Origin of the sequence: Deinococcus budaensis (genome assembly GCF_014201885.1) — a bacterium.
Lineage (GTDB): Bacteria > Deinococcota > Deinococci > Deinococcales > Deinococcaceae > Deinococcus > Deinococcus budaensis.
Genome location: NZ_JACHFN010000017.1, coordinates 22,857 through 45,354 on the forward strand (window position 1 = coordinate 22,857; position 22,498 = coordinate 45,354).

Annotated in this window: 12 protein-coding genes; 5 read left to right on the forward strand and 7 right to left on the reverse strand. The window is 73.1% G+C overall.

All coding sequences use genetic code 11. From position 1 onward, the window contains the following. Positions 1-22 precede the first annotated feature (22 nt). Positions 23-5,260 carry a DUF2272 domain-containing protein gene (locus HNQ09_RS16500; protein ID WP_184031503.1) on the forward strand — a complete coding sequence of 1,746 codons (5,238 nt, stop codon included), beginning with the start codon at positions 23-25 and terminating at the stop codon, positions 5,258-5,260. 42 nt (positions 5,261-5,302) lie between these two features. Continuing rightward, positions 5,303-6,574: a peptidoglycan-binding domain-containing protein gene (locus HNQ09_RS16505; protein ID WP_184031504.1), complete on the forward strand. Its 1,272-nt coding sequence runs from the start codon at positions 5,303-5,305 to the stop codon at positions 6,572-6,574. On the opposite strand, the gene HNQ09_RS16510 is transcribed toward HNQ09_RS16505, so the two are convergent. Next, positions 6,542-8,698, reverse strand: coding sequence for an APC family permease (locus HNQ09_RS16510; RefSeq protein ID WP_184031505.1), 2,157 nt, complete (start codon positions 8,696-8,698; stop codon positions 6,542-6,544). The two genes, HNQ09_RS16505 and HNQ09_RS16510, sit on opposite strands and share 33 nt — an antisense overlap. Before the next feature lie 126 nt (positions 8,699-8,824). Here HNQ09_RS16510 and HNQ09_RS16515 point away from each other — a divergent pair, with 126 nt between their 5' ends. Both HNQ09_RS16515 and HNQ09_RS16520 read left to right on the forward strand, forming a co-directional pair. Further along, positions 8,825-10,366, forward strand: a complete 1,542-nt coding sequence (locus HNQ09_RS16515; protein ID WP_184031506.1) for a sensor histidine kinase — start codon at positions 8,825-8,827, stop codon at positions 10,364-10,366. Then, positions 10,359-10,988 carry a response regulator gene (locus tag HNQ09_RS16520; protein ID WP_184031507.1) on the forward strand — a complete coding sequence of 210 codons (630 nt, stop codon included), beginning with the start codon at positions 10,359-10,361 and terminating at the stop codon, positions 10,986-10,988. Before HNQ09_RS16515 ends, HNQ09_RS16520 begins: the two co-directional genes overlap by 8 nt. Positions 10,989-11,180: 192 nt before the next feature. Here HNQ09_RS16520 and HNQ09_RS16525 read toward each other — a convergent pair whose 3' ends face one another. Next, positions 11,181-12,524 (reverse strand): MATE family efflux transporter, encoded by a 1,344-nt coding sequence (locus tag HNQ09_RS16525; RefSeq protein ID WP_184031508.1) that lies wholly within the window; start codon positions 12,522-12,524, stop codon positions 11,181-11,183. 90 nt (positions 12,525-12,614) lie between these two features. Next, the gene (locus HNQ09_RS16530) at positions 12,615-12,860 is read right to left on the reverse strand and encodes a PfkB family carbohydrate kinase (RefSeq protein ID WP_184031509.1); all 246 of its coding nucleotides are present in this window, start codon (positions 12,858-12,860) and stop codon (positions 12,615-12,617) included. A 201-nt stretch (positions 12,861-13,061) separates the two neighbouring features. Here HNQ09_RS16530 and HNQ09_RS16535 point away from each other — a divergent pair, with 201 nt between their 5' ends. Next, a complete protein-coding gene (locus tag HNQ09_RS16535) occupies positions 13,062-14,249 on the forward strand; it encodes a sensor histidine kinase (protein WP_184031510.1) in 1,188 nt (395 codons plus the stop codon). Between the two features lie 38 nt (positions 14,250-14,287). Here the strand turns inward: HNQ09_RS16535 and HNQ09_RS16540 are convergent, their stop codons facing one another. The 4 genes from HNQ09_RS16540 to HNQ09_RS16555 form a co-directional block, all read right to left on the reverse strand. Then, positions 14,288-18,295, reverse strand: coding sequence for a PAS domain-containing protein (locus HNQ09_RS16540; protein WP_184031511.1), 4,008 nt, complete (start codon positions 18,293-18,295; stop codon positions 14,288-14,290). A gap of 198 nt (positions 18,296-18,493) precedes the next feature. Then, positions 18,494-18,787, reverse strand: a complete 294-nt coding sequence (locus HNQ09_RS16545; RefSeq protein ID WP_184031512.1) for a hypothetical protein — start codon at positions 18,785-18,787, stop codon at positions 18,494-18,496. 118 nt (positions 18,788-18,905) lie between these two features. Then, positions 18,906-19,499: a dihydrofolate reductase family protein gene (locus tag HNQ09_RS16550; protein WP_184031513.1), complete on the reverse strand. Its 594-nt coding sequence runs from the start codon at positions 19,497-19,499 to the stop codon at positions 18,906-18,908. Between the two features lie 203 nt (positions 19,500-19,702). Further along, on the reverse strand, positions 19,703-21,154 hold the full coding sequence (locus HNQ09_RS16555; RefSeq protein ID WP_184031514.1) for a DHA2 family efflux MFS transporter permease subunit: 1,452 nt from the start codon (positions 21,152-21,154) through the stop codon (positions 19,703-19,705). Positions 21,155-22,498 lie beyond the last annotated feature (1,344 nt).

Genomic DNA, 22,498 nt, shown 5'->3' on the forward strand with positions numbered 1-22,498 from the left:
CCGACCTCTCCCCGAGGACCCCATGGACCCCGAGCTGTACGAACTGCTTCAGGAGGGCGGCGCGGCCGACGAGGTCGCGGTGGTCATGCGGCTGCTCGACCCGGAGCGCCCGCCGCCCGGAACGCGCGTGGTCGCCCGGTTCGGGCCGGTCGTGACGGCGCGGGTGCCGCGCGGCGCCATTCCGGAGGTGTGGCGCGACCCGGCGGTGGAAAGCCTCAAAGCGCCCCGGGGCCTCAGCGCGGACGTGGAAGAGCCGCAGCCGCTGTGGCCCGGACTGGAGCAGCCTGGAATCGCCCAGACCCTCTCCGGCGAAGCCACCTTCACGCCCAACGACGCCCGGCGGCCGGACGGGCTGGAGGCGACCGGGCGCGGCGTGGTGATCGGGCTGGTGGACTGGGGCTGCGACTTCGCCCATCCGGATTTTCGCCGTGCCGACGGCCGCACCCGGCTGCTGGCGCTGTGGGACCAGCGGCCGCGCGGGGAGCCGGGCGCCTGGCCGTACGGGTACGGGCGGGTGTTCACGCCCGAGCAGCTCAACGCCGCGTTGCAGGCACCCGACCCCTACGCCGCGCTGGACTACCATCCCGCCGACACCGACCCCGGTCTGGGCGCCCACGGCACCCACACGCTGGGGATCGCGGGCGGCAACGGGCGCGGCGGCGGGCCGGTCGGCGTGGCGCCGGAGGCCGAGCTGGTGTTCGTGCATATGGGGGCGCGCGAGGGACCCGGCGCGGTGCCGCTGGGCAACTCGGTCGAGCTGCTCGAGGGCCTGGACCTGATCGCGCGGGTGGCGGCGGGGCGGCCCTGCGTGGTCAACCTCAGCCTGGGGCGGCACGCGGGCGAGAAGACGGGCCGCAGCCTGGTCGAGCAGGCGCTCGACGCCTGGGTCGCGCTGGCGCCGGGGCGCGCGGTCGTGCAGAGCTGCGGCAACTACTTCGAGCGCCGCACCCACGCCGACTGGACCCTGCGGCCCGGCGAGACGCGCACCTTCGCGGTGCAGGTGAGTCCCGGCGACCGCAGCCCCAACGAACTCGACCTGTGGTACCCGGGCCGCGACCGCCTGGGCGTGGAGGTCCGCTCGGCGGGCGGTTCGCTGGTCGCGCGGGCGGCGCGCGGTGAGCGGGCCTCGGCCTGGCGGGCGGGGCGCGAGGTGCTGCGGGTCTACCACCGCGCCTTTGACCCCAACAACGGCGACCACCAGATCAACGTGCGCTTCGAGGTCCTGCCGGACGTGAGCGCCTGGGAGGTCACCCTGACCGGCGAGGACGTGCAAGACGGCCGCGTCCACGCCTGGATCGAGCGCGACAGCGGCTGCGGCAGCTGCCAGTCGCGCTTTGCGGCGCAGGAGGCCGACGCCCGCACGACCCTGGGCACCATCTGCACCGGCTACCGCACCCTGGCGGTGGGCGCCTACGACCCGCACCGCGAGGAGCGCCCGCTGGGCCGCTTTTCCAGCTCCGGCCCCACCCGCGACGGGCGCTCCAAGCCCGACCTGATCGCCCCCGGCGTGATGATTCTGGCGCCGCGCTCGCAGGGGCGGGAGGGCGGCGGCCCCCTCTATACCCGCATGTCGGGCACCAGCATGGCCGCCCCCCACGTCACGGGCTGCGTCGCGCTGATGTTCGGGGCCGCCGGAGAGACGCCGCTCGACATCGTCCAGACCCGGCGCCTGCTGCTGGCAAGCTGCGAGGCCGCGCCCCCGGACCTCGACCCCGCGCGCGTCGGCAGCGGCTACCTCGACCCCGTCCGGGCGGTCGAGGCGGTCCGCCTGGGGCACGTTCCCGCCCGGCCGGACCCCCCGGAGGTCACCCCCATGCCCGAAGTCGCCCCCACGCCCCCGGCGCCGCCCGCCCCCCTGGCCGCCGGGACCCCGCCGCCCGACACTGCTGGACCGGAAACTGCCGGGTCACAGGAGGCTGCCCCCGGGGAGGCAGAAGCGTTCTCCTCCGACGTGGACCCCGAGCTGACTGCGCTGGAATTCGCGGCGGCGGATGAGGAAGCCGGAGAAACCTGGGCCGGGGCCTTCCCCGGCGAGGACGAGGAGGGTGCCGCAGACGCCGGAAGCCACGCGCTGGACGGCGGTGGGCCGGAACTGGAGAGCCTGGAGGCGGTGGGCGCTGCGCTGGCCGGGCCGGTCTGGGAGGCGGTCGGCGGGGACGGGGTTGCGGAGGTGCAGGCGGCGCTGGCCTCGCGGCTGGCCCTGGTCGGGGCGCCGGGCGAGGCCGCCGGAACGCGGCCCGACCTTGCGGAGGTCGCCGGGCCGTGCGCCGACGTGACGGTGGCGCCCGCCGACCGGCCCCGGGTGCTGGTGCGCGGCGCCGTTCATCCCGCCGTGCGCGAGGCGCAGCGCAAGTTGAGCGCCTTTCACCTCGCGCAGCTCGTGCGCGGGCAGCCGGGGCTGGCGGGCGCGCCGCTGCGGGAAGACTGCGTCTTGGGGACGCTCACGCAGGGCGCGGTGCTGGACTTCCAGCGGCAGGTCTTTCCCGGCCAGCCCGCCGAGCACGACGGCAAGATCGGTCCGCACACCTGGGCGCAGCTCGACGCTGTGGTGCTGCTTCCCGGCCCGGCGCCGCTGGCCGCCGTCCGGGTGGACGCGCTGGAGCTGCTGGAGGGCAGCCTGACCCGCCCGCTGGGCTGGGACGAGGTGATCGGCCTGGACGTGGACCGGGTTCACCTGCGCGCGGCCGCCTCGGGGCTGCCCGAAGCTGCCTTGCCGGGCGAGATCACGGTGGTGGTCACGAGCCGCCCGCCCAACGGCGACTCCGGACCCGCCACCCTCGGCACCCCGGTCACCCTGCGGCTGCCGCGTACGGCGACCCTGGGCACGGGCCGCGCCGAATACAGGCTGTCGCGCACGCCGGGCGAGCTGGGCGACTTTCTGGCGGTGGAGACCCGGCGCCGCGAGGTGGCGACGCTGGTTCGCCAGCCTGACCACCTGGGACCCGGCACCAGCGACCGGACCTTTGTGGGCGCGCTGGGTTGGGCGCCGCGCGGCCGGGGCACCGTGCCGGGCAGCCGCGCGGGCCGCAGCGGCGACCCGGTGGGAGAGGTACCCGACGCCCGGCAGCTTTTCTTCGCGGCGGGGGTGGAAGTGCTGGAGGTCGCGGCGCTGCCGCTGCCGGGCCTGCGGGTGGAAGCGCCCCCCGCGCGCGCCCTGATTCGCAGCCCCGCCGACGTGGTGTACTACTCCGGCCACGGCTCCAGCGCCCACAACTGCCTGCTGTTCGAGGGCGTCTCGCGCGAGGCGTCGTGCTGGCTCAGGCCCGCCGAGCTGCTGGCGCACTGGCGCCGCCCGCTGGACCTCGACCTGCTGATCCTGGCCGGCTGCTCGGTGCTGAGGGTGGATTTTCCGCTGGTGGGGGACCCGGCGGGCAACGGGCTGGCGTGGGCGCGGCTGCTGACCGGGCACGGGGGGCCGCTGGCGGCGATTCTGGGCTACGGCGGCGGCGCCCCGGCCGACGCGCGCGGCGGCGACGACATCGCCCGCGCGATGGGGGCGCGGCTGGCGGGCGGCTCGCGCGACTTTGCCCGCGACTGGCTGGAGGTCAACGGGGCCGCGCGCGCCTGGAACGCGGTCGCCCTCGACGCCCGCGGCTACTGGGACTTCACGGCCTTTCACAACATCCGGGGACCGCGCCCGCTGCCCGCCGCCCTGCCCGGCGGCGAGAGCCTGCCCGCGCCGGACCGCGCCCCGGAGGCCCCCCCCAGCGGGGAAGCGGGCGAGAGCGCCGACCTGCCGGACGCCTTTTTCGCCGGGGTGCAGGCGGTGGCCGCCGCGCTGGGCGCCCGGCCGCTGCACCTGCTTCAGGTCATGATGGCCGAAAGTGGCCTGCGCCCGGACGCCCACAACCCGCGCGGGCACGCCAGCGGCCTGATCCAGTTCATGCCCGCGACCCTGGCGCGCCTGGGCTGGACGGCGGGCCACGAGGCCTTTCGCCGCCTGAGCGCCGAGGCGCAACTCCCCTATGTGGAGCGCTACTACCGCCCCTACCGGGCGGCGGGGCTGACCTCCACCGCGCGGCTCTACCAGGCGACCTTCCTGCCCGCGACGCTGGCGGGCGGCTCGGACCCCGCCACGGTGCTGGCCGCGCGGGACGGCCCCTCCGCGCAGGCCTACGCCGCCAACAGCGGGCTGGACCGCCGGGGCGACGGCACCATCCGCGTCGCCGACCTCACGGCGGCGGTGGAGCGGCGCTGCCAGGGTCCCCGCTGGGAGGAAGCCCGCGCGCGGCTGGAGGGCACGGCGCCCCCGCGGCCGGTGCCTCCGCTGCCCGGCCCAGTGCCGCCCAGCCCAGTGCCGCCTGGTCCCGTGCCCCCCGGCCCCTCCAGCGCGCGGCCCACCCTGCGCGCCGGGTCGCGCGGCGCGGCGGTGGGGGAGGCCCAGGGCCTGCTCAATGCCGTCCACGGCCGCGAACTCGCCGCCGGACGGCCGGGGCTGCCCGGCGCTCCGCTGACGGCAGACGGCGTCTTCGGCCCCCGCACCCGCGCGGCCACCGTGGCCTTCCAGCGGCTCGCCTTTCCAGGCGCCTCCCACGAGCACGACGGGGTGATCGGTCCCCGGACCTGGGCGAGGCTGGCCGAGTGGGCGCGCGGAGGGGGAGCGCCGACGCCTCCTGGCCCCGTGCCGCCCCCCGCGCCCGGCACCCCCTGGACGCAGCTCAAGGGGGACGCCGCGCGGCTCACGCTGGAGGAGTACGCCCGCTGGCATCCCGGCGGCGCGGCGCGCTCGGAGACGGACCCCGGGATGCGCGCGGTGCTGCGCGGCTACTGGACCCAGGGGGCGGGACTGGCGGGAGCCGCCGCCGAGCAGGCCATCGACGCCCGGCTGCCCTGGAGCGCGGCCTTCATCTCCTGGGTGATGCGGCAGTCGGGGGCCGGGGGCCTGTTCCGGTACGCTTCCGGGCACACCGTCTACTGCGCCGCCGCCAAACGCAACCGCCAGCGCGCCGACCTGACCAACCCCTTCTGGCTCTACCGGGTCACCGAGCGGGCGCCGGAGCCGGGCGACCTGATCTGCACCGGGCGTCAGGACAGCGGGGTGACGTTCGACAATGTGGACGACGGCCAGTTCCGCGCCTCGCACGGCGACGTGGTCGTGGAGGTGACGCCGGGGCGTCTGGGCGTGATCGGCGGCAACGTGGCCGACACGGTGGGCCGCAAGGTCGTGCGGACCGGGGCGGACGGCCGGGTCCTGACCGACGGCGCCCAACGCCAGTATTTCGCGGTGCTGCGCCTGCGGACCGACCCGGCCCGCGAGTGACCAGCCCTGCCGGGTCAGCCTGCTCCCCAGGAGGAAGCCCCCATGACCGCACCGCCCACCGCCTCTGCCCCGCCGCCCGCCGCCTCCGGCCGTGAGGAGCTGCGCGACGTGCCGGGCCTGGAACCCCACCGGGGACCCGGCCCGACCCTGATCCTGCGCTGGAACACGCTGGCCGTCACGGAGCGGGTGGACCTCGTGCTGCACTTTCACGGCTTTTCCGGGCGCGGCGCGGCGATGGACCTGGTGCGCGACAAGGAGGGCGCCAGCGGCCTGGACTGGCAGGCCCCGGCGCGGGGTCCAGGCCGCGCGCCGGGGCGCACCCGCCCCACCCTGGCGCTGCTGCCGCGCGGCCGCTTCTACGGCGGACGCTCGGGCACCGGCTACGACTTTCCGGCGCTGACGCGTCCCGGCGGCGCCCGCGAACTGCTGCGCTGGAGCCTGGAGCGCTTCGCGGCGCGGGTGGGGGTGCCCGCCCTCACGCCCGGTCGGCTGCTCCTGACCGCCCACTCGGGCGGAGGCGCGGCGCTGTGGTCGGTGCTGGACGCCCTCGATCCGCACGAGGTCCACGTCTTCGACGCCCTCTACCAGAGTCCGGCCCCGTTGCTGCGCTGGGCGAGGCGGCGTCTGGCGCGCGACGCGGCGGCGGCGGCGGGCCTGGAAGCCGGGCCGCTGGGGACCTACATGCGGGAGCAGGGTGGCGCGCTGCGGGTGCTGTACACCCCGGGCGGCGGCACCGCCGGGCACAGCCTGGAAGCCCGCCGCCAGCTCGACCAGGCGTTCTCGGCCCTTCCCGGCGCCCCGGCCTCGGCCTCGGCCCTGCGCCGCTGGTACGCCGTCGAGCGCACCCCCGTCCCCCACGGCGAGGTGCCGCGCCGCTTCGGCTGGCGCCTGCTGGCCGACGCGGGCGCCGCGCTGCCGGACTTCGCCCCGACGGGCGCTCCGGGAGGCCCTGGCCCTGTGCCGCCCGGCCCCCCCGGGGCGCGGCCCACCCTGCGCGCCGGGTCGCGCGGCGCGGCGGTGGGGGAGGCCCAGCGCCTGCTCAATGCCGCGCACGCCCACGAACTCGCCGCCGGACGGCCCGGCCTGCCGGGGGCGCCGCTGGCCGAGGACGGCGTGTTCGGCCGGGGCACCGGGGCGGCGGCCCTGGCGTTCCAGCGCCTGGCCTTTCCCGGGGAGCCGCGCCAGCACGACGGGGTGATCGGCCCGGACACCTGGGCCAGGCTGAGCGGGTGGGGGACGGGGCGGGCGGATCACGCGGGTGGGGGAGAGGCCCCCGCCGCCTCAGCCGCCCACATGCACCACGGGCCGCCGTGAGGGGTCGCGCTCGGCCACCCGCAGCACCTCGTGGGTCAGCGGCGGAATGTCCCCCTCCCCGGCGAGCAGGAAGCGCAGCGCGTTTTGCGCGGGGCCTTTTTCACTCCACTCGAAGTAGACGTGCGGCGGCACGCCGGTCAGGTCGCGCACGTACAGCAGCACGGCGGCCAGGGTGTTGGGCACGCTGCTGCCGCTGGCGCGCAACACCGCGTGCGGCCCCACCCGCACCCCCTTGACCGGCACGGCGGCACTGAAGTCGCTGGCGTCGGTCACCGCGACTTCCAGAAAGAGCGCCGCGTCCCCGGCGGGGAGGTGGTTGTCCAGCCGCACCTCCAGCGCCTTGAGGCGGTATTCCTCGCGGTCGCCCTCGTTCAGGCGGTTGGCGATGAAGCGCACCGGCAGGCCCCGGCCCCGCACGTCGTCCAGCATCCGGCGGGCTTCGGCGTCGAGGGTAACGCGCTGCACCCGCAGCTCGGTGCTGCGCCCGATGCGCGAGGCGACGCTGACCAGCAGGATGGCCAGCACGAACAGCAGCGCGATCCACAGCCCCTCGGGCCGGTCGGTCACGGTGACCACGCTGGTGTACAAGAACAGGGCGCTGATCAGGAAAAACACGGCGGCGCCGCCCCGGTGCCCCCGCCGCAGCTCGGTCAGAAAGACCGCGACCGCCGCCGAGGTCATCAGGGCCAGCACCCCGGTCGCGTAGGCTCCCGCCTGCGCGTCCACGTCGGCCCGGAACAGCAGCGTGACCCCGGCGCTGATGGCGGTGAACAGCACCACCAGCGGCCGGGTCGCGCGGGCCCAGTCGGGGGCCATGCCGTAGCGGGGCAGGTAGCGCGGCACGATGTTCAGCAGCCCCGCCAGCGCCGAGGCGCCCGCGAACCACAGGATCAGGATGGTGGCCCCGTCGTACAGGGTCCCGAAGCCCTCGCCCAGGCGTTCGTGGGCGAGGTAGGCCAGCGCGCGGCCATTGGCCTCGCCGGCGGGCTTGCGCACGCTGACGCGGTCGGAGTTGCCGTCCGGGGTGGGAATCACCGTGACCGTCAGCGGCACCGGGCCGCCCACCGTCTGGGCCTGCACGGTGAAGGTGCCGGTGCGTCCGGCGGGCAGGCGCAGGCTGTAGAGCGCGCGGGGATCGCGGGCGTCGTCCAGCGGGACGTTGACCACCGCGCGGCCCGCGGCCAGGTCGGCGGCGTTCACGTTGCGGGTGTAGGTCGTCGCGGGCCAGAACTGCGCGCGCGGAATCAGGAAGGTGGTTACCAGCGCCGAGCCGAGCAGCATCACACTCATGATCAGCGCGGCGGCCGTGAGCAGCTTCCGGGTGTTGCGGATGCGCCCGGCGGGCCGCTGCCGGGTGTCCCCGGCGCCGCCGCGCACCAGCGGCATGACCACCACGCCCGTCTCGAAGCCGCTGAGGCCCAGCGCCAGCCGGGGAAAGACGAGCAGCGCCGCGCCGATCAGCGCCAGCGGCGAACGGTAAGCCTGCGTCAGGGCCGCCCACCAGTTCCCGGCGACCTCGGGCTGGGCCAGCACGTCCAGCAGGCCCCGGCCCACGACGACCGTGCTCAGGCCCAGGTACAGCACGGTGATCCCCACCGCGATCCCGATGGCCTCCTTGAAGCCGCGCAGAAACACCCCGCCCAGCAGCGCCAGCAGCACCAGCGTCAGGGTGACCTGCTGGCCTTCCAGCGCCGCCTGAAGAAAGGGGTTTTCGATCAGGTGCGCGGTCGCGTCCGCCGCCGAGAGCGTGATGGTGATCACGAAGCCCGTCGCCACGAAGCCCAGCAGGGTCAGCACCAGCACCTTGCTGGGCCAGTAGCTCAGCAGCCGCTCCAGCATGGACAGGCTGCCGTCCCCGTGCGGGCTTTCCTGGGCCACCCGGCGGTACATCGGCAGCGCCCCGAAGAGGGTCACCAGCACCAGGATCAGGGTCGCCACCGGACTCAGGGCGCCCGCGGCCAGGGCGGCGATGCCCGGCTGGTAGCCCAGGGTCGAGAAGTAGTCCACGCCGGTCAGGCACATCACCTTCCACCACGGCTGGGTGTGGTGCTGCTGCTGGACCTCCCGCTCGTCTTCGTAAAAGCCTTCCGGCTCGGGGTGCTGGGTTTCCAGAAACCAGGTCATGAAGGGGCTGCTGCCAGATCGGGGGGCGGACACCCGCTCAAGGTAGGCAAGATCGTCTCGGCCCGGCACTGGCCACCTGGCCAATCGCGCCCGCGCTCCGGGCGGGTATACCTTCAGGCCACGACCATGGCTGGCTTCCTCTCCTTTTCCGTCCCCTCCCCGTCTCCGGGCCTCAGCCTGCCGCTGTTCTGGGGGGTCACGCTGGCGCTGCTGGCCCTCATCGTGCTGCTGGACATTTTCGTGCCCGCCGTGGTGGTCGGCACCCTGCTGAGCGTGCCGGTCGCGCTCGCGGCCCTGGGCGCCACCCGGCGCATGACCCTGGCGCTGGTGGGGCTGTGCGTGGGCGCCAACGTGCTCGCGGGCGTGCTCAACGGCCTGTGGTACGGCCTGAGCGCCCCGGACCTCGCCAACCGCGCCGTGAGCATCGTGACCGTGGTGCTGGTCGGCCTGCTGACCCTGCGGGCGCGCGAGGCCTCGCGGCGGGCCGCGCGGCTCCTGGAAGACGAGCGCCAGTTGCGGCGCGAGCGTGCCCTGCGCCGCCTCGCGGAGGATATGGGCGGGCCGTTGGGGCAGGCCGAGTTCGTGGAGCGGGCGGCGGCGGCCTTGCAGCGCCTGACCGGCGCGGCCAGCGTGGAGATCGGCGCCCTGGACCGGGCGATTCTGCGCGCCCCACACGCCCGGGTGGACGCGGCGGGCCTGCCCGAGCCGGAGCGGGCGCCCTCGCGGCTGGGCAGCCGCCTGCCGCTGAGTTACCTCGCGCATCCGGCGGGAACAGGCGCCGTCTGGGCCGAGGAGGACGGGGCGAGCGTGCTGGGGCGCCTGCACCGCCCCGGCGAGGGAGACCTGCTGCTGATTCTGACCCGGCCCACGGCGCCCCTGAGCCTGACCGCCGAGGCCGCCGGGCTGCTGCAACCCATGCTGGAGCGCACGGCGCTGCTCGACGACCTGCGCGACGGTCGGGCGCGGCTCGCGGAGCGCGGCGAACTGCTGCGCGACCTCGTCTACGCCTTCAGCCACGACCTGCGCACGCCGCTGCTGGCGAACGCGATCAACATGCGCGCGGCCCTGCGCGGCGCCTACGGCGACCTGCCCGGCCCTTACCTGGAGACCCTCCGCAACGGCCTGAGCGCCAACGAAAGCCTGCTGGCGCTGGCCGATCAATTGCTGCTGGTCGCCAAGTACGAGAGCGAGGAGGCCCAGGAGGAAGACGCCCAGCCGGTCAACCTGCGCGAGCTGACGCTGGGGGTGCTGCGGGAACTCGCGCCCCACCTGACGGAACGGGACCTCACGCTGGAACAGAACCTGGAGGGCGTGCGGGTCGAGGGCTGGCGCCACGACCTGCGCCGCGCGGTGCAAAACCTGCTGGACAACGCGGTGAAGTTCAGCCCGCCGGGGGGCACGGTCCGGGTGGGGCTCTGCGAGCAAGATGGCGAGGCGCGGCTGACCGTGCAGGACGAGGGGCCGGGGGTGCCCGCCACCCGCCAGCCGCGCCTCTTTCAGCGCTTCCGCAGTGGGGGGGCCGGGGGGGGCACCGGCCTGGGCCTCTACCTCACCCGCCGCATCGCGGAGGCGCACGGCGGGGGGGTCAGCTACACCCGCACGGCCAGCGCCCGCAGCCTGTTCACGCTGACCCTGCCCCTGCACCCGGCCCGGACCGACCATGCCTGACCCCATCCGGATTCTGCTGGTCGAGGACCACGCCTTCACGCGCGACGGGCTGCGGGCGACCCTCAACCTGGAGGGCGACCTGCGGGTCTGCGCGGAGGCCCGCAGCGGCGAGGAGGCCCTGGAGCGGCTGGCCCGCAGCGAGGTGGACGTGGCCGTGCTGGACATCGGCCTGCCCGGCATGGACGGCATCCAGACCGCCGCCGAGATCAAACGCGGCTGGCCCGGGGTGCGGATCGTGATGCTCACGGCCCACGACCTGCGCGAGGAAGTCTTCGCGGCGCTGGCCTCGGGCGCCGACGCCTACTGCCTCAAGAGCGCCCGGCCCGAGCTGCTGCTGCTCGCCATCCGGGCGGCGGCGGCGGGCAGCGCGTACCTCGATCCACAGGTCGCGCACCACGTCCTCAGCGGCGTGCGGGTCCCCGACGCGGCCACGCCGCTGACTGCCCGCGAGCTGGACGTGCTGCGCCTGATCGCCGAGGGCCTGGGCAACCGCGAGATCGCCCAGGCGCTGGAAATCAGCGTGAGCACCGTCAAACTGCACGTGCAGGAACTCCTGACCAAGTTGCAGGCCGCCGACCGCACCCAGGCCGCCGTCAAGGCCCTGCGCCGGGGGCTGCTGTAGCCAGGGTCCTTACAGCAGATTGGCCGAGGCAGGCCGCTGGCCAGGAGGCAGCCCCAGGGCTGATGTCACGGGGGCGCTGGGTTCCGTGAATGGGGCAGACCCACCCCCTCCACTCCAGGTGGGCCGCCGTTTGCAGCGCTTTCCGACCCCGCGCAGGTCAGAGAGGGTGAAGGGCTTCTCTGGTCACCCCCATCAGAGCCGCGCCCGGCGCCAGCGGCCGGACGCGAAGCGCAGGGCGTAGGCCACGGCGGCGAAGGCGATGAACAGCAGCGCCGCCCCCCAGGCCCCGGTCACGCCGGAGCGGGGGGCCAGCCACGACGCCCCCAGCACCATGACCAGCCACGCGCCCGTCAGGGTCACGAGCAGCCGGAAGCGGGTGTCGCCCGCACCGCCCAGCGCCCCGCCCAGCACGATGGCGACCCCGTCGAGAATCTGGTAGGCGGCCATCACGCCCAGCACGCGGGTGCCCAGGCTCAGCACCTCCGGACTGCGGTTGAACAGGCCGATCAGCGGGTGGGGGAGGGCCAGAAACAGCAGGCCCAGCACCCCCATGAAGGCGGCGGCCAGCCCGGTGCCCCGCCAGCCGATGCGGGCGGCGAGGTCCGGGCGACCCGCGCCCAGCGCCCGCGAGAGCAGGCTGCCGGTGGCGGCCGCCAGCGCGAAGGCGGGCAAAAAGCCCAGGCTGCCCAGCTGGTTGGCGATCTGCGAGGCGGCGAGTTCGGTGGGTCCCAGCCGCGAGATGATGCCCTGAAAGGCGGTAAAGGCGCCCACCTCGGCCAGCTCGGTGACGCCCGCGGGCAGGCTGACGCGGGTGAGGCTGCCCAGCTCGGCGCGGGTGGGGCGCGCGGGCCGCAGGCGCCCGAAGCGCGGGCCGTGCAGGCGCCCCAGCAGCAGCAGCGCCAGCCCCCCCTGAAGCGAGACGGCGATCACCGAAGCCCAGGCCGCGCCCGCCACCCCCCAGCCGAAGCCGAAGAGAAACAGCACGGCCAGAGCGGCATTGACGGCCATGACCAGCCAGGCCAGCAGCATGGGCGTGCGGGTGTTGCCCAGGCCCACCATCACGGCGGTCGCGGCGCTGCCCAGCAGCAGGGCGGGCAGTTCCCACAGCCGGATCAGCGCGTAGGTGCGGGTGACGGCCGTGATGCTGGGGTCGGGCCGCAGCAGGGTCAGCAGGCCGTCGAGCAGCCAGGGGCCGACCAGCGCCAGCGGGAAGCCCACCAGCGCGCAGCCCAGAAAGACGCTCGCCCAGCGCCGCACGCCCGCCCCGTCGCCCGCGCCCAGGGCGCGCGCCACGAAGGTGGCGGCGGTGTTCAGGCTGCCCCGGAACAGCAGCACGAGCGTGAGCAGGCAGATGTTGGCAAAGCCCACCGCGCCTACCTCGAGGACCCCCAGGCGGCCCATCAGCAGGGTATCGGTGAACCCCACCCCCGTGTAGGCGAGGTTGGAGAGCATGAGCGGTCCGGCGAGCCTCAGCAGCTCGCGGGTGCTGCCCTGGGGCGCCGTCGTGGAAGGGGCGGAAGGGGAGGTGCCCGGCACGCTGGGCACGCTAGCACTGCGCCGACCAGCAGGGGGCAATCGGAGGGGGGGCGCGGTCAGGTCCTCAGCGGCCGGGGCCGGCCGCGCCGGTCACACGGATTTCAAGAAGGGCGGCAGGGCGTGGCGGTCCGTGGAGGAGACGGCCTGCGGGGCGATCTGAACTCCAAAGTTCAGGCAGGAGCGCAGATCGTGACCCTCCAGGACGGCATGCAGGTAGGCTGCATTCAAGGTGTCCCCGGCGCCCACCGTGTCCACCATGGTGACCCGCGGCGCCCTGGCCCACTCCAGCCCCCCGGTCTGCCGCGCGGCGACAGCGCCGTCAGCACCCAACTTCACGACGGCCGTTCTCCCCCCGGCGTCAGCTGTGCGGCGAGCAGGCGGGCCGCGCGTCCCGGGGAGGCCCGGGAAGCGGGAGCTCAACCCTCCCCTCACGTTCCCCGCTGGCCCTTCCGTCCCTGGGAAAGGAGGCCCGCCGAGCAGGCGCTGGCGGTACACTGGGAACCCACCCCCCTCACCTCTGCTCACCCCTGGATTCCCATGAGCCATTTACCCTCCACGCCACCGACGCAGGCGCAAACGTCTCCCACCCTGGAAGCCCGGCTCCAGGCCCTCGAGGCCCAGGTCCTGCACCTCCAGGCGGCCCTGACCCAGGCGCAGACGCTCTTTCAGGACAGCCCCGGGACAGCCTTTTTGCTCGACAAGCAGGGCCGCATCCTGGACGTGAACATGCGGGGGGCCGCGCTGCTGGGGTCCTCCCGGGAGGCGCTGCTGGGCCGCAGCCTCACCCCGTCCCTGGGTGCCCCCGTCGCCGCGTTGCTGGCGCGCGTTTTTGAAGGTCGCGGACGGCAGACGGGGGAAGCCCAAGTCCTGACGCCGGGCGGCGAGCGGCTGGAGGTGGCCCTGGAAGCGGTTCTCCACGTCCGCGAGGGTGAGCCGCCTTGTGGTCACCTCACGCTGACGGACGTGACGGCCTTCAAGCTGGCCCACCGCGCCCTGTGGGAAACCCAGCAGGCCCAGGAGACGCAGCTTCAGCATCAGGCCCTCAAGCTCCGGCAGCTTCAGGAGGAGTTCGAGCAGGTCGTGCTCGCGTCCGGCAGAGAACTGCATCATGTGCTCACCCGGGCGCAGAGTTTTCTGGCGCTCGCGCGGGAGCACCCGCAGACGCCCAGGTACCTGCTGCACACCGGGGAAGCGGTGGGGCAGACCAGGGACTTGCTCGATTCCTTGAAGGTGTACATGCAGCTGCGCTTCCTGCGCGCCCGGACGCGGCGGGTGGACCTGGGGCGGGTGCTGCGCGAGGTGCTCAAGGACGCGCAGGACCAAACGGCGGGCCGCGACGTTTGGGTCACGAGTGCGCCCCTGCCGACCGTGTCTGGAGACAGCCAGGTCCTCCAGATCATCCTGCACGAGTACCTGCACAACGCGCTCAAGTTCACCCGGACGCGGCCTCAGGCTCGCCTGCGGGTGCTGGTGGAGGAGGCCGAAACCGAGTACCGCATCGGGGTGGAGGACAACGGGGTGGGCTTCAACGTGCGCTACAAGGACCGGGCCTTCGAGCTGTTCGGCCGGTTGCACGCCTCGGGGGAGTATGAGGGCACGGGCCTGGGGCTGGCGGTGGTGCGGCGGCTGTGCGAGCGCTTCGGGGGCCGCGCCTGGGGAGAAGGGAAGGTGGACCAGGGCGCCACCTTCTGGTTCGCCTGGCCCAAGGTCCCAGCGGAGAGATGAAGCGGGCGGCCAGACTGGGCCGCCGGTCATGTGTCCCGTTACCGTCCGGGCTTGTCCTGACGGAAGAGGGCTTCAAGTTCATGCACGGCTTCGTCCCGGGGAAAGGCCAGGACGACCTTGCCGCTGGTGCGCTGCGCCTCGGCCCAGGCCCAGCCGCCGTGGCGGGCCAGGATGCGCCGCACCTGGCTCAGGCCGCTTCCCTCCAGGACGGGCGCCGCCTGGTCGGTCCGCACGGCCAGGTCGAAGAGGGTCGCGGCCTCCTCTCCGGTCAGCCCGATGCCGTCGTCCTCGACCGTGACCTGCACCTCGCCTTCCACCTCCCGGCTGCCCACCGTCACGTACTGCGCCCCCCGCGTCTCACTCAGGGTAAAGGTCATCAGCACCTCCAGGGCCTGCCGCAGCAAGGCCCGGTCCCCCCGCACGATGGGGAGGGAGGAGACCAACCAGTGCACCTGGGCGCCGCGCGGCGTGGTGGACACCTGCGCCCGCACCTGCTCGAACAGTTCCCCCAAGGGAAAGAGGTCTTTTGTCACCTCCCGCTGTTCCAGCCGGGCGAGTTGCCGCAGGTCCTGGGCGATCCCCCGGAGCCGCGTCACCTCGTCGTGCAGCGCCGCCGGGTCATAGGAGGGCAGAGTGTCCAGGGCCTCCGAATCGAGGGGCCGTCCGGGGTCCAGCAGGTGGCCCAGCCGCCGGGCGGGGGCTTCCAGGGTGTGGGCCGTGCGGGTGATCACGTTGCCCAGTTCGGCGTTCAGGTCGGCTAGGCGTTCGTGTTGCCGCTCGATCTGCTGCGTTCTCGCCGCGCGTTCCAGGGCGAGGCGGAAACTGTTCCCCACCGCGCGGAACACCGCCTTTTCCCGCGCGGTCCAGACCGGGGTGTCGGTGCGGGCCATGCCCAGGATGCCTGCGGCATGATCGGGCGGGAAGAGGGGATACCGGGCCACCGCCTGATACGGGTCCACATCCGGCAGGCCGTCCGCGGCGGCGTCCCAGGGCTCGAAGAACATCGGCTCCCGGCGCTCGGCGGGTTGGGCAAAGCTGGGGGTGCTGCCCGGGAGGCCCTCATGCAGGCGGTGTGCCAGTCCGGCGGTCAGCGCCCCGGAGACGTGCAGCGCTTTCCACAGGCCCTCCTCCCGCTCGAAATACACCGCGCTGCGGATGTTCAGGGCGGTGAGCAGCACCTCCGCCGCGTGCCGCGCGAGGGTCTCCACGTCGCTGGTGTCCGCCGCCAGCTCGGTGAAACGGGCGAAGGCGGCCAACGCCTCGCGTTCCTCGGCCAGGGCGCGCACCGCCTCCGCCCGCTCCAGGGCCAGCTCCAGGTGCTGCGCCGCCGTTTCCAGCACGATCTTGTCGACCGGCTGCCAGGGCCGCGCCCCGAACAGCCCGACCGACAGCACCCCGGCCACCTCGCCGCCCAACAGGATGGGCAGGCCAGCCGCCGTGCGGATATGCCCGGACGCCTCGCCCAGCGCGTCCGGTCCCGGCGTGAAGGCGTCCTGGTACTCCGGCTGCCGGGTGGACCAGGGGACGAAGGGGCCGGGACTCTCGCGGGGAATGCCTGCCATCAACTGCGCCCGCAGCGCGCCGTTGTGCAGCTCACCTGCCTCCGAGCGCATGCGCCAGAGCCCTAAGTCCAGCACGAAGTACCCCGTGTGGGCCGGGGGCAGCAGGTCCAGCAGGGTCTCCTGAACGCGCCGCACCAGGGCGTACGGGTCGGTCTCCAGCGCGAGGGCGTGGGTCAACCCGGCGAAGCCCTCCAGCGCCCGGGTGCGTGCGGCGAGTTCGAGGTTCTGCCGTTCCAGGTGCTGCGCCGCCGCAGCCAGGCGGCGGGTGCGGTCCTCGACCCGCTCTTCGAGGGAGGCGTTCAGCGCGCGCAAGTCCTCCTCGGCGCGGACCCGCTCGGCGGCGGCCCAGGTGCGCTCGGCCACCTCCTCGATCAATGTGATTTCCCCCGGCGTCCAGGTTCGGGGGCTAGCCGAGCTGACGACCATGGACCACAGCGGGCGGCCCTCGCCCCCGCGCAGCGTGGCCGCCATGAACGCCCGCATGCCGAGGGCCCGGCTGTTACGCCGCTCCTCCTCCGACAGGCCCGGCCGCTCGAAGTCGTCGTTGGTGACCATCGTCTGGTCCGACACCATCCGCGTGGCCGCAGGAAAGTCGGACAGGCGAAACCGGTCAGGCAGCGGGGGCACACGCGCGTTGCCCCACTGATGGGAGACGTCGGCGCGGTCCTCTTCCGGACGGTAGGTGGTGACGTAGCAGCGGTCCAACCGGAGCTGTTCGGCCAGCAGGCGCAGCGCACGGTTCACCACCGCGTCCACGTCGGGTTCGGCCCGCAGCGCGTCCGAAAGCATCAACAGGAATGCCTGCCGCTCCTCGCTCTCGCGCAGGAGGCTCTCGGCCTGCTTGCGCCCGGTGATGTCGCGCACCATGCCCTTCATGCGCCCAGGCCCGCCCGCCGCGCCGGGATCCACCCGACCCTGTGCCATGATCCAGCGCACCTCCCCGTCTGCGCGGTGGATGCGGCACTCGAAGTCCCAGCGCCCGCGCCGGGCGATGGCCTCCTGGAAGCGGGCGTCCACCCAGTCGCGGTCCTCGGGGACGATGTGGTCCAGAAACAGGTTGTAGGTCCACTCGGAAAGCAGCGTCTCGTAGCCGAAGATGCGGTCGTGCTGCGGCGAGCGCCAGGCGTCCAGCGTGAGGAGGTCCAGTTCCCACGCGCCGATCTCGCCCGCGTCCAGGGCCCGGGCCAGCCGGTCCCCACTCTCGCGCAGCGCCGCCTCGGCCCGCTTGCGGGCGGTGATGTCGCTCGCCGCCCCGAACCATTCCACGATCTCGCCCTGCCCGTTCAGCATCGGAATCGCCCGCGAGAAGGTCCAGCCCACCGTGCCGTCCGCCTGAATGACCCGGTGTTCCAATTCGAACGTCGTCTTGGTCCGGATGGCCTCGGCGATGGCAGCCTGGACGGCGGCCCGCTCCCCCTCGGGAATATAGCCCTCGAGCCAGCTCCGGCTCGGCCGCTCGGTGTCGGCGAGGATCTGCTTGCCCTCCAGCGCGTACATCTCGCTCCAGTCCGCGCTCATCCGGTAGATCATGTCCGAGGTGGCACCCACCAGCAGCCGGAAGCGCTCCTCGCTCTCCTGCCGCGCGGCCTGCGCCCGGCGGCGCCCGGTCACGTCCCGCATGACGGCCAGCAATCGCCTTCCTGAACCGTCCTCCACGCGCGTCACGAACATGTCGAGCACCTTGCCCTGCGGCGCGGACTCGCGCTCGACGCGCAGGGGCTGGCCGGTTTCCAGCACCCGGTCGTAGTCGTCGTACCAGGCCTCGGCCTCGTCGGGGAAGGTGTCGCGGATGGACTGCCCGCTGAGGTCGGGAACGCCGAACATCGCCCGCATCGCCGGATTCATGGCGAGGGAGCGGTAGTCGCGGCGCCCGTCGGGCCTCAGGGGCAGGCGCTCGAACAGACAAACGCCCTCGTCGAGCGACTCGAACAGCGCGCGGGGCAGGGCTTCCGAGACGAGGGTCGCGTCCGGCGGCGGCGGGACATGCCTGGCTGTCAGCAGGTCGGCGAGGTCTGCGGTGGCCGGGTGCCCCACCAGCACGGTTGCGCCCACGGCACGCAGGGCACGCGCGCCCAGCCCCCCGTCGCGCCCCGGACCGGCCAGAAGGACCGCCAGCGCCCGCCGACCGCAGCTTTCCGCCAGCGACAGCAGCAGCCGGTCCAGCGGGCGTTCCGAGGACAGCTCACCCTCCGGCGGCGTGACGGCACATCGCCCCCCCGGCCGCACCTCCAGAACCATCTGCGGCGGGTTGAGGTAGACGCGGCCCGGTTGGAGCAGGGTGCCGTTCCCGACTAGGGTCACCGGCTGCCGGATGCGGCGGCGCAACCCCTCCACCGCGTCGCTGGACCCGTACACCAGCACCGCAGCGGGCACCTCGCCGGGGAGCCCGGCCAGCACCGCCGAGGCCACCTCCGGCGTGTCGGCGGGGGTGACCAGCACCGCCACGTCAAAGGGCGCCGGAGGGGGATCAGAGGGTGAAGGCATAGACGCGTCGTAGTGTAGGCGCCCCCTCGGGGACCCGGGTGAAGCGGAGGTCGCCGTTCTGTTGGACACAGCGGGGGGACGATCCGGCCTGAGATCGCCCCCTCCCTTACGTGTGGAAGACACTATTTCTTCCCTGGTTCTTGCCCGGCTTCTCAGGCCGCCAACAGCGCTGCTCAGTCTGAGCGCAAGGTCAGCCGCTTACCACTGCGAGAGGTAAGCGATGCCGCCACCGCCGCCACCACTCTCCCCGACGTTACGGTCGGTGGCGATGTAGTGGGTTGAGGTGCCAGACCTCCGGGTGATGTAGTTGCCCCCGTTATAAGGCGACGGGGTGGAACCATGAATATACCCTTCAACCTCTTGGACACAGCTCACGCCGTTGCTGCCGCAGCTCGCGCGGTTCACCATGTCCGCCGCCTTCTGGGTCGGCGTCGTCCACTGAGCAGAAGCCATTCCACCAGCCAGCAGCAACAGAGCCAGGATCTTTTTCATCGTCACTCCTTGGACCAAGGGCAAGAAGGCCTGCTCTCTGCAAACCCACTTCACGATCAACGCCCTGTTTTGGTAGGCAAAGAGATAGCCGTTTCTGGATCACGCCAATGTGTAGAAATCACATTAAGGCCTGGTGTGTCAAAGCTGGTGTGTCAAAGGCTGAAGAACAGTGGCGAAGTTGTCGGATCAGGAGGTGGGGAGCGACCCGACCTGTGAGCGCGTGTCGGAAGGTCGTCAGGTGCAGTTCGTCCACCAGGCCGCGCGTCAGCAGGTCGTTCCACAGCACGCGGCTCAGCAGCACGAGGATGGGGCCGCCCGGCTGCCGCTTGAGGTCGGCCACCGCTCTCGGCGCGTCCGCGATCCGCACAAGGCGCGTGGTGTCGGCCCACGGGTGCAGGTCGTCCGAGGTCAGCTGATCGGAAACGATCACCTTCCCGATCTGCGCCATGCGGCGGGCAAAGGCGCGGCGGACATCGGTGGCGGCAGGGTCACCGGGCACGCCCGCCCAGTAGGCCTTGTTCCCCAGGTACGAGGTGCGCCCGGCGAGAAGCAGTGTGCCCGCCTCCTGAAGCAGCTTCAGGTTGTAATGGTCGAACCCGTCGTCGCCATGGTAGTCGGGGTGCTGGTGCTCGAAAAGGGGCACGAGGGTGCGGCTGCGGTCCTCGTAACAGCCGTCCAGGGTGACGAAGTTGCTGACGATCAGGGGGGGCATGGGCGCGCCTCGCTTTTTTGGGCTGGGACTTGTGAACGGTGACAGGTCCGCCGGGACTGCCCGGACGGTGCCCGCCGGGTCCTGAAAACTGGCGGTGCGGGTGCCCCAGGGGCGGCTCACTGGGCCGTTCAGGAGCGTGACGCCCCGGCCAGCCCGTGCGGCGCACCAGGTGTCCACGTCCTCCAGCTGCAACGTGTCCACGCTCAGTCGCCCGGCTGCGGCGCGGTGTCGGCTGGGGCCGCGTGTGGGGCGGGGGCGCCGCCGCGCAGGAAGAGGGCGAGGCCCACGGCGACGGCGGCCAGCGCCGCCGAGACCGTGAAGGCGAGGTGCAGGCCGCCGATTTGGGCGGCCTCGGCCCCTTGACCCTGCGCCGCGAGCGTCGCCGCGCGGCCGGTCATCAGGGTGACGAGCAACGCGGTGCCGGCCGCGCCCGCGACCTGTTGCAGGGTGCTCAGCAGGGCGCTGCCGTGCGAGTAGAGGTGCGGCGGCAGCGGCGACAAGCTGCTGGTAAAGACCGGCGTGAACAGCAGCGCCAGCCCGGCACTGAGGGCGAGGTGCAGCGCCAGCAGCGCCGCAATCGGCGTGTCGGCCCCGATGCGCCCCAGCCCGAAGAGGACGCCCGCCATCAGCAGCGTGCCCGGCACCACCAGCGGTCGCGGACCGATGCGGTCATACGCCCGCCCGACACCCGGGGCCAGCAGGCCCATCAGCAGCCCGCCGGGCAGCAGCAGGAGGCCAGTCTGGAGGGTGCTCAGGCCGCGCAGGTTCTGGAGGTAGAGGGGCAGCAGGAGCAGCCCGCCGAAGAGGGCCGCCATTGCAATGCACATCAGCCCCACGCCCAGCGAGAACTGCGGAAAGCGGAAGGCGCGCAGATCCAGCAGCGGCGCTCCCGTGCGGGCCAGCCCCATCTGCCGCGTCAGGAAGGCGGCGAGGGCCAGCGTGCCCACCAGCAGCGGCCCCCACACGGCCGGGTCGCCCAGCCCCTCCCCGAGGCGGCTCAGCGCGTACACCAGCCCGCCGAACCCCAGCGCCGAGAGCGGCACCGACAGCACGTCCAGCGCCGGGCGCCCCGGCGTGCCCACGTCCTTCAGGGTCCGCGCCCCGTAGGCCAGCGCCGCCAGGGCCACCGGCAGCACGCCCACGAACAGCAGCCGCCACAAAAAGACCTGGAGAATCAGCCCCGACAGGGCGGGCCCGACCGCTGGCGCGACCGAGATCACGGTGCTCAGGCCACCCATCACGGCGCCGCGCCGCGCCGGGGGCACCAGGGTCAGCACTGTGGTCATCAACAGCGGCAGCATGATCGCCGTGCCCGAGGCCTGCACCACCCGCCCCAGCAGCAGCACGGCGAAGCCAGGCGCCGCCGCCGCCACCGCCGTGCCCGCGCAGAAGAGCGTCATGGCGGCAAAAAAGACTGTGCGGGTGCTCAGGCGCTGCAAGAGAAAGCCCGTGACCGGAATGACCGTCGCCATCGTGAGCATGAAGGCCGTCGAGAGCCACTGCGCCGTGCCCGCCGAGACCCGCAAGTCGGCCATCAGACGCGGCAGGGCCACGTTCAGGACCGTCTCGTTGAGGATCACCACGAAGGTGGCGACGAGCAGGATCAGGAGGACGCGGCGGTCACCCGGGGCGAGGTCGGGGGCGTCAGGGGTCATGGAACACTCCTTGAGCGGGGCGAACCGGGGCTGATCCGGTCCGGCGGGCGGGGCGGCACGTTGGCCCGGAGCGGGCTGACTTCAGGGCGTGAGCGCTGGCCCCCCCCATAGACCAGCCCCCTCACCCCCGACCCCATGTCGCTTGAGGCGGCGAGCTTGAGCGGCACCCTGGCCCCGTCAGGGAAAACAGGTGCTTGCCGCATTCCAGGACCCGCGTGGAGACGATCAGGCGCAGCTGATCGCCCAGGCCGCGGCGCAGATGCGTCTGGACGGGGGCGCCACTGCCGTGCCGGGGGAGGTTGATGACGGTGCCGCCCTTGGTGAGCCGGTCGACATGCCGCTGTCCTGGCTCCTGGCCTCTGACATGGGCGGAGGCCAGGAGCATCAGGTCACCGCTCGTCAGGCGGGCGTGCAAGGGGCGCCCCTGCGTGCGCGGCAGGGGGCGCCTCGCCAACGGTTCTCATGTTCAGACCGCCGGCGGGCGGGCCCCGGCAGGAGATCGTCGCTTCCCTGTACTGGCCGCCGAATCCCAGATCCGCCTGAAGCTGTGCCATACAACCTCCCCGGAGGGCCTGCCACTGGCGTCGTCTCGCCTGGAGCGAAATCGGTTAAACAATTTAGTTTACAGCGTAACGGGGTGCTTTGCAACTTCCATCGCAGTTGAGATGTTGGGCAAACGGCCTGGCGCGGCGCCCACACAAGCCCCAGGCCACCCTCACCTGCTCGACATCGTCTGCCAGCCCCCCGCCGCCAACCGCCCGTAGGGGCGCGCAAATCCCATCTGTGCAGAGCTGCGAAGTCCGCCCCCGTCCGGGCGGCGTAGGACGGCTTGGACGCCTCCCAGACGGGGGAAGCGGCAGTTCCAGCCGGGTGCCGCCCACGTCGCCCTTGGCCTGTCGAGCGTGTGGGTGCGGGCCAGGCGGCTGGGCCGCCAGGGTGAAACTGTAAGCCCCATCTTCACGCACGAATCAGGAAGTGGACATCCCGTGGACGCCATTCGGCAAGCCGACGGGCCGATCGTCCCCGGCCCGCAAGGCGGCGGTGCGGGCGCTGATTCCCAGTTTCACAGGAAAAGGCCCTGAATGCCCTGCAAGAACTCGTCGCGCTGCCCGACGGGCACCTCTGGCCGACGCGGCACTTTGAGGGACGACCTCAAATCACCGAAGTCTCATGCTCTCTCGCCACCATTCGCCCCATGCTTCGCCGTCTTGATCCCTGCTGACACCCTTCTCAAACACGCGCTGAGAGGTTCCAACCTGACCAGGACCAGTTTTGGGGGGCGGCTCAGGGACGCTGAGTTTTAGAGATCGGCCCGTGTCGCCATTGGGGCACCCCCAAGGTCAG